Raw genomic sequence first — 12,206 nt, 5'->3', positions numbered from 1 at the left:
TTATCCTCCCTTCCTTATTACTTATTACCTTTTTTAATTGATGATGAGATTTTTACAAAGCTCTTTCTAGGGCCAGGTACGTTACCTTTGATAAGAATAACGTTTTTGTCAGCGTCAACGCGTACAATCTCAAGATTTTGCATTGTGATTGTTTTACCACCAGTTTGTCCAGGTAATTTTTTACCTTTAAATACTCTTGACGGGCTCGCAGCCATCGCCATAGCACCTGATTTTCTGTGGTAGCGTGAACCGTGGCTCATTGGTCCGCGTGCAAAGCCGTGACGTTTAATAGAACCTTGGAAACCTTTACCTTTAGAAGTTCCCGTCACGTCTACAAAATCACCTGTCTCAAATGTATCAACAGTGACTTCTTGACCTACGTTGAATTCGTCTACGTTTAAGTTCTTGAATTCACGTACGAAGCGCTTAGGAGCAGCACCTGATGCTTTAGCGTGGCCTGCTTCTGCTTTGTTTGCATACTTGTTACTTCTTGCTTTCGCGTTATATTCGCGTTTGTCATCAAAACCGATTTGAATCGCGTTATAACCGTCTGTTTCTTCTGTTTTCTTCTGAACTACTACGTTACCAGCAGCTTCTACTACTGTTACAGGGATTAATTCTCCGTTTTCACCGAAAACTTGAGTCATCCCAATTTTTCTACCTAAGATTCCTTTGGTCATCGAAAGTCGCACCTCCTATAATTTATAACTTGATTTCGATGTCTACACCTGATGGTAAGTTTAAGCCCATCAGAGCATCAACTGTTTTTGGTGTAGGGTTTAAAATGTCGATAAGACGTTTGTGTGTACGTTGCTCGAATTGTTCACGAGAATCTTTGTACTTGTGTACCGCACGGATAATCGTGTAAACAGTTCTTTCAGTTGGTAACGGAATTGGTCCTGATACATCTGCACCTGAACGTTTAGCCGTTTCTACGATTTTTTCTGCTGATTGATCCAGCACTCTGTGATCGTACGCTTTCAAACGAATACGAATTTTTTGTTTTGCCATTATTTATACCTCCTTATGGTCGTCATCCTATTATGGTAGACTCTCTCAGCGAAAATTTTCTCACGCATCAGCCATGGCAATGCGGCCGGGTGTGTCAGTAACCTCTCGCGTCATCGATGTGTGATGTGCATGAAATCAGCACTTCACTTATAAAGGACACATTGGTGTCCACTCAAGTCCAACGTTAGATATAATACAGCAAAATAGCGAAGAAATCAATAGTATTCTAGAGATTTCTTCGCTATTTTAATTAATTATATCTTTTCTTCTATAGTAAGTACTATTAGTTCTAGTTTATAAAGACAAAGTACAGTATGAATACCACGAAAAGTCCATACATAATCGGGTCAATCTCTTTACGTCTACCTGCCATAATCATCGTAATTGGGTAGAAGATAAAACCAACCGCAATACCTGTCGCTATACTATAGGTTAACGGCATCATGAAGACAGTTAGAAAGGCAGGTACCGCAAGTTCAAAACGTCCCCAGCTAATTTTAGATAAGTTAGAAGCCATTAATATTCCTACTATTATAAGTGCAGGTGCAGTGACTTCCGATGTGAAAGTAACGATGAGCGGTGAGAAGAATATCGCTGCTAAGAATAGCACACCTGTCACGACTGCTGCAAATCCACTTCTCGCTCCGGCTGCAACACCTGCTGTTGACTCAACATAAGATGTTGTCGTCGATGTCCCAAATACTGCGCCAGTAATCGTCGCAAAGGCATCTGCTAGTAGAGCTTTTGAAGCACGTGGCAACTTATTGTCTTTAATTAGGTTAGCTTGTGAAGCGACTCCAACAAGTGTGCCTGCTGTATCGAAGAAATCAACAAATAGAAACGTTAAAACGACAATTAGAAATTGAACGTTTAATATTGAGTCTAAATTCATAAAGCCTTCAAAAGCTGCACCAAATGTCGGTGCCACACTTGGTACTGAACCGACAATTGCATTAGGCATTGGAACAATTCCTACTATAACACCGATGATCGCTGTAACAATCATACCGAAAAATATTGCTGCAGGCACTTTCTTTGTCATAAGTATAACTGTAATCACTAGACCAACAAAAGTGAGGATGACCCCACCATCCTGTATATTACCTAAACTAATTAAAGTTGCATCGTCATTCGCAATAATTCCGGATGACTGAAGACCAACGAATGTTATGAAGAATCCAATCCCCGCGGAAACAGCCATCTTCATCTCCATCGGAATAGAGTTAATTATGTATTCTCTCAGCCCGGTTAAAGTTAAAATTACAAAGATCAATCCTGAGAATAAAACTCCCGTCAAGGCAGTTTGCCAAGGAATGCCCATTGTTAAGACTACTGTAAAGGCGAAGAATGCGTTCAGTCCCATCCCCGGTGCAAGTGCGATTGGATATTTCGCAATAATCCCCATGAATAAGCAACCGACAAAGGCTGCTAAACAAGTGGCAACAAAGACCGCATTAATATCCATCTTCATGTCATCCGGTACACCTTCAACACCCTGAAGAGAAAGGATCGAAGGATTGACTGCTAAGACATAAGCCATTGAAAGGAAGGTCGTTAGCCCTCCGATTATTTCTTTCTTAAAGTTTGTGCCTAGCTCATCAAACATAAAAAACTTTTTCATAACTGACTCCAATCCATTATAGATTATTTTAATTGCAAGATTTTCGGATCATTATATCCGATGAATCGTATGAGCATCTCTCTTGTATATGGGAAAAACATATTGATTAACTTACCGTAAAACAAGACGATTAAAATCGTACCTATAAATACTGGACCACCCAAAAGTAAACCGATAATCGCAACGACTAATTCTATTAAGAATCTCGCTCGGTCCATTCTCAAATTAAATTTCCACACGAGTATCATCATCAATGAGTCCCTAGGACCAGCTCCAAGGTTCGGCGTAATGTAAAAAGCAGTGCCGAATGAAGCGACAAAAACCCCGAGAGTAAAGTAGACTGCTTGAACTGGCCATGAAGCCACATCAGGTAAGAGCCAAACAAAGAAATCAATAAATGCTCCCATAACCACTAAGTTGACATAGACACCACCTTTTGGTAATTTCCTAACCAAAATTGATGTGGTAATCACGATGGCGATCCCGACAATAACTGACCATGATCCAAAGGTGAGGCCGAGTGACTGCCAGAGCCCAAAATGTAATACATCCCAGGGTGATAAACCCATCACAAAACCCTTAACTTGTAGGGCAACGCCCAGGGACATAATCAACAGTCCCACGAAATAAAACAAGCAACGTTTTATAAAGCTTTCGGACAAGTTACCACTCCTAATATTCCAAGTTATTCTTTAAGCTTCCCGTTAAATACATATATATTATACACCTCATTACAGAAAAATCCATGAAAATCCGTACATTTATCAATAAAAACGTTTTATTGTTTGTTAAAATGTTATTTTTGATTTCTCTTCACATTCAAGTAATTATTATTATGATATGATATGAGTTAAGTTTAGGTGGTGGTAAAATGGACTTAGAAAGTAAGTTACAAGAGCTCAAGTATGAGTACGTACATTTACAAGGTGACCTAGAAAAAATTGAATCTACAGGTCATCCGACTAAAAAAATGACCGACCGACTTGCTGCACTTGAAAAAGAAATAAAAGAAGTAAGACAAGCTATTAAAAATCAATAAGTCAGGATGCGTGTATATAGATGAAACAATTGATATCCGTCATTATGATTATACAATTTTTGATTTACTTCGGCTTTAGTATGATCATCCCTGTTATACCGGAACTCGTTAACCAACTTGGTGTCAGCACTTTACATATGGGACTCTTGCTTGCCATATATTCCTTGGCGAGCTTCTTATCTGCACCTTTTTTCGGCCGCTTATCGGATAAAATAGGTCGACGTCCATTATTAATTGGCGGCTTATCTACATTTGCATTTAGCTTCTTAATATTTGGGTTGTTCATCGACAACTTACCTATTTTATATATAAGTAGAATTATCGGTGGTGCCGCTTCAGGGGCGTTATACACTGCGACGACCAGTATGGTAGCAGACATTACAACAAGAGAAGAACGTACGAAATACATGGGCTTAATCGGTATGTGCATCGGCTTTGGCTTTATCTTTGGTCCTGGGGTTGGCGGCTTATTAGCAGGCATTAGTTTGAGTTTCACTTACTATATGACGACAGTGGTTATACTTGGCGCCCTAGTATTTAGCTTGATTAAAGTACCTGAGACATATAAAAGACAAACTAATGTGGCACCTAAGAAAATCGGTCTCACGATTGATTACTTTACTCAACCCATTGGTATTCTTTTGGTCGGCACATTTTTCGTTATGTTCTTCATGAGCGGAATGGAGAGTACCTTCCAACTACTTGGTCAAGAAAGAATAAATATTACACCGACAGAGATGGGTGTCCTGTTTTTCATCGGGGGTATATTTAACGCCCTAACTCAAGGTGTATTTATTAGAAGGATTAAAGACGGCGACGAAAAAATGCCGATGGTAATCGGTCAAGTCATGGCAGTAGTCGCATTTATAATGTTGCCATTCATGACTGGCCTAGTTTACGCGGGAATTTGCATTGTCTTATTAATGACAGGCAATGCCCTTGTTAAAACATTGATGACGTCATTGATCACAAAAGAAGCATCTCAAGATGATATGGGTAGAGTGACTGCAACGACCTACTCTTTAGATAGTTTAGGAAGAATTTGTGGCCCTCTTGTGTTTAATGCACTATTCCTATTCACACCAGGAATACCATTCTACTTCGGTGCTTTAATGACAATATTCTCAACACACTTTATTTTTCAATATTATAAGAAGAGAAGGAGACTGGCATGATTCTCTTATCCATACTCATCGTTTTAATCTACATCGTAGTCAGCGCGGCAACAATTCTAACCTTTCGTTCTAAAACTTTAGACATTGCACGCCTATTTTCAGGGTTAGCATTTTTAATCATGATCATTACAACATCGATGTCCTTAGACGGTAGTGATATTTACCTGACAATTGCCTTAGCGATTTGTATTGTTTTAAGTGTAGAAATAACTGCTTTTAAGGAAAAACAAGGTGATCAAAAGAACTTATTTTTAATTCACGCTTTTACACTAACTATGACACTTGTGTTGATTATAATGTTAATTACACTTTAGGGAGATAAATTATGAGACGCGTTATTTTAATACTGCTGATAATCATTCAAATCTTATTCTTTATTAATTATTCTATTAATGATGGTATTATTTTTTATAATATCTATATTTGGTTTACCTTATCAGCCCTTTCAGTCATTACGGGTATTAGAGCCTTTCGCTCTGAACCTAATTTGAACGAAAGTCGACAAATACATTCGTACTTCTCCCTATCATTAATTATTATTTCTATATCTTCTATCTTGTTCATTGTGTATATTGCAATAATGCAACCTTACTATTTATAAAATAACTAAAAGCTGAGTGCGCACCTTATCATGGTGCACGCTCAGCTTTTTATTATCGACGGAGTATTTTTCCGATTTGCATCTTCGCTTTTTGAAATAATGGAACCATAGATTCGGATAGGGTGTAAAGAGGTTTATTAATGACATAATCAAATTCTCCGATTTTGTCAGATACTTCTGTTCCCCAAACCTTTTTAAACTGCCATAAGCCGAAGTGTTCATCATCCTTATCGGGTGATACTGATACACCACCAAAGTCATAGCTTTTAGCACCATGTTCTCTCGCATATTGCATCATGTGCCACTGCATGTGGTGATTCGGTAGGTATTCTCGGTACTCATTAGATGAAGCCCCGTATAAGTAATAGGCTTTTCGTCCGGCTAAAGCAAGCAATGCGCCGGATAATAAGACCCCATCAGGGTGCGTACTTCTGATTTCTTTCATATCCGATAGTTGGCTATTCAACTTTTCTAGTCGGTTGTTTAAGTTTTCTAGCTGGTTATTTCTTTTCTGGTCATCTTTTATTTTGTTAGCTTTCGACGTTTCCTTATGCACTTTTTCAATCGCCGCTTCTGTTGATAGAATCGCTTCTTGAGGTAATAGCTTCACTAAAAATAATTCCATGTGACCCGCTGGGTTTAAGTGGTCGTATAAGGATTCAAAATATGTGATATCTCTTGTTAAGAAACCATCCCTATCTCCTGTTTCTTTCATAAGCTTCACAAAGTCAGGCAGGTCTTCACGTTTTGCTTTAACAACAGTTGTTCCCGCTTTTAAGGCATTTCTAACCTTGGTGCGGTTATTACGTTCGAAGCTTTGTAAGAGTGTCTTATCATCTACTTCTATGTCAGTGACCATCGTCGTTCTTGGTTGAATTACTTTTTTACTCATACCATCTGTTAAGCCGTGATGTTTAAATCCTAATGTCTCTAAACTTTCAATAATATCTTCATTACCCTCTACTTGGATATCTGGATCAATCTTAATGGTATAAGATTTCTCGTCCTTAGCAATTCGCTTCGCTTCAGCTAAGAGTACTTCAAGGACTTCTCTGTCTCTGTAGTCACAAACAAAACCTCTTGAAACATAACACATTGTAAATGGGGTCTTTGGCACTTTCTTAAACAGGAGCAAGCCTACACCTTCTACTTGCCCATCACGCCCGACGGCAATCCTTCTACTATACCAGCCCGTCAATGTCTTTGTGCCTGCCCATGAGCTTAACTGTAATAGGTCACCATTCGGATGTGACATTACAAATTCATCGTGTGTTTTATCGGTAATATTTAACTTCTCTACCATAGTCTCCACCAATCATTTCTTCATTATTTCTGCTATAATAAGTCCCCAAAGGGAGCGTATAAAAATGAAACAAATCATTCTAATCTTACTTACTGCATTTAATATTTATAGCTTGATCAATATTAATTTAACATATCAACATGATGACCTCATTGCCTTGCTCAGTTCAAGGATTATTTTACTTGCTGTCTCTATTATCTTACCTGTTCTTTTCTTTATAGTCGGTTCATCCAAAAGCATTAAATTACTATCTATTATTTCTATTTTAAGTGGTATTGCTCATTTTGCAATTATCGCTTTAATTTACATTTAATTTCTTAAATATTGTAGCATATTTAACTCAATTGTTCTTTTCAGAGTACCTTTTAGGAGTCGATTATATGAGAGATTTAGGCGTTTATTTCGGAACATTTGCCCCATGTCACGTCGGCCATTTTGAACAAATTGTTCGTGCAAAAAGAGAAAATCATCACGCCGTCATCATCGTTTCAGGTTATGACGGCGATCGAGGCGATAAGATCGGTATGAATGTTGAACACAGAACACGTGCGATGCGTCAACTTGTTAAAAATGATACCAATGTCACTGTCTTACAACTTAATGAGACTGATATCCCGCGTTATCCAGATGGCTGGCAGTCTTGGCTAAAGATGCTTTCTAGCCTAATTAAGAAGACCAAAGATGAACTTGACTTTGATGTACAAAAGCTAACTCTTTACGTTGGAGAAAGCGAATATGTGGAACCACTTGAAAGCTTTTTTACTGACTACTGGCCAGAACTCGACATCAAAATGACTATGGTTGACCGAAAAATTTTAGGAATTAGTGGTACAGAGATTAGAGAGACCCCTATTTTGAACTGGGATTACGTCACACGTCCATTTAGACGTTACTTCGTGCAAAATGTATTAATAACAGGCGCACCTAACAGTGGCAAATCAATGTTGACTGAGGATTTAGCAAGACGGTATTCATCGAGTTATTCACTTGAGTACGCTAAAGAATATTTTAAAACACATCAACTCTTGCCACATGAACTGGATGCGAAAGATTACCATGCAATTGGCATCGGCCAGTTCGACTTAAACCGTGAGCATATACACTCAAGTGCGACGCGTAAGATTTTTTTCGCCGATACAGATGTGATGTATTCGAAAGTCTACAATATGTTAAGCAACCAAGAAGATAAAGCATATGTCAATCAAATATTCGAACATTATATCCAACTTCAAAACTGGGCATTGATATTTATCTTACCTCCAAAGTCACATGCAAATGATGATGAAATTAAGTTTTACAACAAACTACTAGAGGAATTAAAAGCATATAATCTCATGGACCAGGCGGTCATTTTAAATGAAAGTTACCAAGAAAATTACCTCCGTGCACATCAATTATGTGATGAATTACTAGAAGATGGCAAAGATAACTGAATTTTAAATTTATTTTGTTATAATTAATGTTAATCTATCCAAGAATTAGGAGTGGTATTTGTGCAGGAAGAATTGTTATTAACTCCAGGCCCTACGCCTGTTGCTAGACGAACATACCAAGCAATGTCGCAGGGTATTATCCCACATCGCACCCAAGCCTTTAAAGATTTAAGTGTTAGAATTCAGAATCGTCTTCAACCACTATTCGGAACTACTCATCCTGTAGTGATTTTAACCGCTTCAGGTACGAGTGCACTAGAAGCAGCGATGGTCAACTTCGTAGAAGAAGGCGAAAATATCGCCATCATCGTAAGTGGTGTCTTTGGTGGTAAATTCAAGGATATCGCCGAGCGTTATAACTACAATGTCCATGTTTACAATGTTGAATGGGGACGTGCTGTTGACCCTGTGGCATTTAAAGATTTCTTAGCAACCATTGATAATGTATCTGCAGTCTTTACACAGGCATGTGAAACTTCTACTTCTGTACTCCACCCACTGAATGCACTCGGTAAAGTGGTAAAAGATTATAATGCACAAACACTTTTTGTCGTCGATGCAGTGAGTGCCTTAGGCGGTGCGGATATCAATATGAAACGTGACGATATTGACGTCTTAGTCTCGGGCAGTCAAAAAGCATTAATGCTACCACCGGGTCTTGCCTTCGTTGGCATTAACGACCTGTCATATGAAAAATTAAATCAAGCATCAGATAAGCGATATTACCTAGATTTAAGAATGTACTTAAAGTCACTCGAAGATGATTACACACCTCAAACACCAGCAGTGACCTTATATCAAGGTTTGGATGATGTCTTAGAAATGATTGAAGAAGAAGGGTTAGAAGCTATCTTTTCACGTCATAAAAAAATGCAGCAGATGATAAGAAGGGGTGTAGAGGCTTTAGACTTAGAACTATTAGTAGGAGAAGCTGATGCTTCACCCACTGTCACTGCTGTAAAATCGTCACCTGAAGAAATTACCTTAATTAAAGACAGTCTGTTTAATGATTATGGTATATCCGTTGCTGGTGGTCAAAAAGATCTGTCAGGAAAAATCATACGCATCGGACATATGGGCTTTATGTTCCCGAAAGATATGCTAACTATACTCAGCGCCTTAGAAGATATATTAAGTAAACTCAGACAAAAAAACTATTATGGAAAAGCCCTTACTGCCTACGAGGAGAGATGAAATGGTCAAACATAAGGTATTAGTTCTAGACCCAGTGAGCCAAGATGGAATTGAAGAATTAATCGCTCATGATGATTTTATCGTTAGCAGACAAGAAGGATTATCAGAAGCACAGATTATCGATATCATCAGTGACTTTGAAGCGGTCATTGTCCGTAGCCAAACGACCATGACCAAGAGAATCATTCAGCATGCTCAAAAATTAAAGGTGATTGCGCGCGCAGGTGTTGGTGTTGATAACATTGACATTGATGCAGCGACTCGACATGGCATCATTGTTATCAATGCACCTGAAGGTAACACGATATCTGCAACAGAGCATACGATGGCTATGCTCCTTACCATGGCAAGAGACATACCTGAAGCATATAAAGAACTTACATCTGGTATATGGAACCGCGGTGCGCATAAGGGTGTTGAACTCCAAGGTAAAACTCTCGGTATCATTGGCGCAGGTAAAATTGGTTTTGGCGTCGCTCGGCGTGCAAAGAGTTTTGGTATGAAAATAGTGGCGTTTGATCCGTACTTATCAGATGAAAAAGCCAATGATAATGAAATTGAAAAAATGGAAGTGGATGAACTAGCAGCAGTCGCAGATTTCGTCACTGTGCATACGCCACTCACCCCACAAACGAAAAGCCTGATTAACAAAGACTTCTTCAACAAGGTTAAAGATACAGGAATTTATGTAATCAACGTTGCTCGAGGTGGTATTGTAGACGAAGTTGACTTACTAGAAGCACTTGAAGCGGGAATTGTTAACGGGGCCGCCTTGGATGTGTTTGTAACAGAGCCCCCAGATAATACAGCTTTAATAGAACATCGCCGTACAGTGGTAACCCCACACCTCGGTGCCTCTACAGTTGAAGCACAGGAAAAAGTCGCTGTAAGTGTATCAAAAGAGATTATTGAGTACTTCTTAGACAACAAGATCACACATGCTGTCAATGCACCGCGTATTTCTAGTTCTGTAACCGAAGAACTGAGACCATATCTGTCTGTCGTTAAGCATCTCGGACAGTTTGGAATCCAACTCTTAGATGCCCCACCACACGAAGTTAAAATCAAATACTATGGCGACCTTGCAGTTGATGATACGAGTATTCTAACTCGTACTTTTGTCAAACATGTCTTAGAACCGCACTTTGCAGATGAGGTAAATATTATCAATGCACTCTATTATTTAAAAGAACTCGGCGTTACCTATAATATTGAAAAGAATCCTAAGGCTGATGGTTACACTAACTATTTAGAAGTCGAACTCATCAACGATAAAGAACACGTCACTATCGGTTCATCCAGTATCCCAGGATACGGTGAACGCTTGGTAAAACTGAATCAATACTCGATTGACTTCAAGCCAGAATCTCATATCCTAATTATTGAACACACTGACCGACCAGGTATTATCGGTGAACTCGGTGCCTTGTTAGGAGAAGATTTGGTCAATATCGCTTCCATGCAGCTCGCCAGACAAGTACGTGAAGGTGATGCGATGGTGCTCTTCACCCTAGATAATCAAGTACCGGATAAGACGTTAGAGAAAATCAAAGACATTAAAAACATTCATAAAGTGCACACTATTATTTTGGATTAGTAATAAGGTCCATCCGTTTCAGTTAACGGATGGACCTCTTTTCGGTGATAAGTCACTGCTTTTTAACTCACTTATCACCATTATCACTTCTAATGCTCCAGCTCTTTAATTGCTAAAGGGACATCTAATACATTTTCCATAAGGTGGCTCTCTTTTACACCGAGCTCATAAAATGTGTCTTTTATATCTTCTCCAGTTAGACCAGTTAAGGGGCATAAGAATGTCGCACCAATTGCCTTTGCACAGTAAAAGTCTGCAACAGAATCCCCTACAATATATATCTGTTCATCACTAACATTTTTACCGTGAACTGCTTCTTCGAACAATGTATCGTTGTGCATATATAAGCTCCATAGGTAAGAAAATGGATGTGGCTTAGTCAGTGCATGGTCTACCTCGCTCTTCTCCTGTGAGGCCATCACTTCACTTGCCGTAGAAATTCTACGCTGATCAAAGCACTCATCAAGCCCACCTTGTTCGAAAGGGAGCAAAGTTTCTTGTCTTGGTCGTCCAGTTGCCACACCAATGGTATAGCCCGCTTCCTTAAGTTTTTCTAGCATATCAACAATTAACTGAGGATCAACAATCCACTCTTCATCATGAATGAAGCCTGTCTTATCCAATTCTTCTGCAGCCTTCCCTGTATCCGCTTCGACTAAATCACTACCTAAATACCACTCTTGGTATTTATAGTGACCTAAAGACCATAGTGCTCCATACAATTGAAAGCTCCCTTGATCAGAAAAACCTTCTAGCTCACCTGCTTTGTCAATAAGCGCCTGGTAAATATCTTCCTTTGAGTTCAACGTCCCTTTTAAAAAGTCGAGTACTTTTTCTGGACGAACTGTCACGTCGCCTAACATATCGCCAACTTGATTTAAATCGTTCAAGTTCACACCGTGTAGATTTAATTTTTCCTGCTCTAAGATGTCTAAATATATGACAGAAAACGTTATAAACAGCATATCCCAATTGGAGTTTAAGCCCGCTTCTTTAAAGGATTGTAGGATTTTATCGTTAACAAAAATAGTATTACGGATGTCGGCAATCTCTTCATCCGTATATATTGCTTTAAACTTCCTACCGTCTAAATTTAAATAACGCGGATTGTATAATAATTCTTCAACTGTAAGCGCAGATACATCAAAGCATCGTTCTTCGCTTAAGAATACACCGTCAACATCAAATAAAATTGTGGCCATAATACCACTCCAGTTAATTATTTATATTAT

The 12,206-nt window shown here is 38.8% G+C and carries 14 protein-coding genes and 1 pseudogene; 8 read left to right on the top strand and 7 right to left on the bottom strand.

Annotated elements, in window-relative coordinates; translation table 11 throughout:
* Positions 1-17 precede the first annotated feature (17 nt).
* From rplC to EYB29_RS09650, 4 genes are all read right to left on the bottom strand, one after another.
* Positions 18-680 carry a 50S ribosomal protein L3 gene (rplC, locus tag EYB29_RS09665; RefSeq protein ID WP_026865807.1) on the bottom strand — a complete coding sequence of 221 codons (663 nt, stop codon included), beginning with the start codon at positions 678-680 and terminating at the stop codon, positions 18-20.
* Positions 681-702: 22 nt separating this feature from the next.
* Positions 703-1,011 carry a 30S ribosomal protein S10 gene (gene rpsJ, locus EYB29_RS09660; RefSeq protein ID WP_026865808.1) on the bottom strand — a complete coding sequence of 103 codons (309 nt, stop codon included), beginning with the start codon at positions 1,009-1,011 and terminating at the stop codon, positions 703-705.
* 289 nt (positions 1,012-1,300) lie between these two features.
* A complete protein-coding gene (locus EYB29_RS09655; RefSeq protein WP_026865809.1) occupies positions 1,301-2,632 on the bottom strand; it encodes an NCS2 family permease in 1,332 nt (443 codons plus the stop codon).
* Between the two features lie 23 nt (positions 2,633-2,655).
* Complete coding sequence (locus tag EYB29_RS09650; protein ID WP_483299987.1) at positions 2,656-3,267, bottom strand: YczE/YyaS/YitT family protein; 612 nt, start codon at positions 3,265-3,267, stop codon at positions 2,656-2,658.
* A 236-nt stretch (positions 3,268-3,503) separates the two neighbouring features.
* Between EYB29_RS09650 and EYB29_RS09645 the strand changes: the two genes are divergently transcribed.
* Genes EYB29_RS09645 through EYB29_RS09630 form a run of 4 tightly spaced genes read left to right on the top strand, consistent with a single transcriptional unit; the run spans position 3,504 to position 5,447 of the window.
* Positions 3,504-3,671 carry an SE1832 family protein gene (locus EYB29_RS09645; RefSeq protein WP_166627144.1) on the top strand — a complete coding sequence of 56 codons (168 nt, stop codon included), beginning with the start codon at positions 3,504-3,506 and terminating at the stop codon, positions 3,669-3,671.
* 44 nt (positions 3,672-3,715) lie between these two features.
* A complete protein-coding gene (locus tag EYB29_RS09640; protein ID WP_240921859.1) occupies positions 3,716-4,846 on the top strand; it encodes an MFS transporter in 1,131 nt (376 codons plus the stop codon).
* Positions 4,843-5,160, top strand: a complete 318-nt coding sequence (mspA, locus tag EYB29_RS09635; RefSeq protein ID WP_235678838.1) for a membrane stabilizing protein MspA — start codon at positions 4,843-4,845, stop codon at positions 5,158-5,160. Before EYB29_RS09640 ends, mspA begins: the two co-directional genes overlap by 4 nt.
* A gap of 11 nt (positions 5,161-5,171) precedes the next feature.
* Positions 5,172-5,447 carry a hypothetical protein gene (locus EYB29_RS09630; RefSeq protein WP_084145634.1) on the top strand — a complete coding sequence of 92 codons (276 nt, stop codon included), beginning with the start codon at positions 5,172-5,174 and terminating at the stop codon, positions 5,445-5,447.
* Here EYB29_RS09630 and EYB29_RS11715 read toward each other — a convergent pair.
* Positions 5,442-5,678, bottom strand: coding sequence for a hypothetical protein (locus tag EYB29_RS11715; protein WP_370545421.1), 237 nt, complete (start codon positions 5,676-5,678; stop codon positions 5,442-5,444). The two genes, EYB29_RS09630 and EYB29_RS11715, sit on opposite strands and share 6 nt — an antisense overlap.
* Positions 5,572-6,750, bottom strand: a pseudogene (locus tag EYB29_RS09625) (lipid II:glycine glycyltransferase FemX); the annotation flags it as partial. The gene EYB29_RS11715 and the pseudogene EYB29_RS09625, both read right to left, overlap by 107 nt.
* Before the next feature lie 64 nt (positions 6,751-6,814).
* On the opposite strand from EYB29_RS09625, the gene EYB29_RS09620 reads away from it, so the two are divergent.
* The 4 genes from EYB29_RS09620 (at position 6,815) to serA (ending at position 10,974) form a co-directional block, all read left to right on the top strand.
* Complete coding sequence (locus tag EYB29_RS09620; protein ID WP_026865814.1) at positions 6,815-7,063, top strand: hypothetical protein; 249 nt, start codon at positions 6,815-6,817, stop codon at positions 7,061-7,063.
* A gap of 67 nt (positions 7,064-7,130) precedes the next feature.
* Positions 7,131-8,183, top strand: coding sequence for an AAA family ATPase (locus EYB29_RS09615; RefSeq protein WP_026865815.1), 1,053 nt, complete (start codon positions 7,131-7,133; stop codon positions 8,181-8,183).
* A gap of 60 nt (positions 8,184-8,243) precedes the next feature.
* Positions 8,244-9,377 carry a pyridoxal-phosphate-dependent aminotransferase family protein gene (locus tag EYB29_RS09610; protein WP_026865816.1) on the top strand — a complete coding sequence of 378 codons (1,134 nt, stop codon included), beginning with the start codon at positions 8,244-8,246 and terminating at the stop codon, positions 9,375-9,377.
* Position 9,378: 1 nt separating this feature from the next.
* Entirely contained in the window at positions 9,379-10,974 is a 1,596-nt protein-coding gene (gene serA, locus EYB29_RS09605; protein ID WP_026865817.1) for a phosphoglycerate dehydrogenase, read from the top strand.
* 89 nt (positions 10,975-11,063) lie between these two features.
* Here serA and EYB29_RS09600 read toward each other — a convergent pair whose 3' ends face one another.
* Entirely contained in the window at positions 11,064-12,176 is a 1,113-nt protein-coding gene (locus tag EYB29_RS09600; protein WP_026865818.1) for an HAD family hydrolase, read from the bottom strand.
* Between the last annotated feature and the right edge of the window lie 30 nt (positions 12,177-12,206).

It is taken from the genome of Jeotgalicoccus sp. S0W5 (assembly GCF_011634875.1).
Lineage (GTDB): Bacteria > Bacillota > Bacilli > Staphylococcales > Salinicoccaceae > Jeotgalicoccus > Jeotgalicoccus marinus.
Note: the sequence above shows the minus strand (reverse complement) of the source record. Positions and strands in the feature narration are given on the sequence as shown.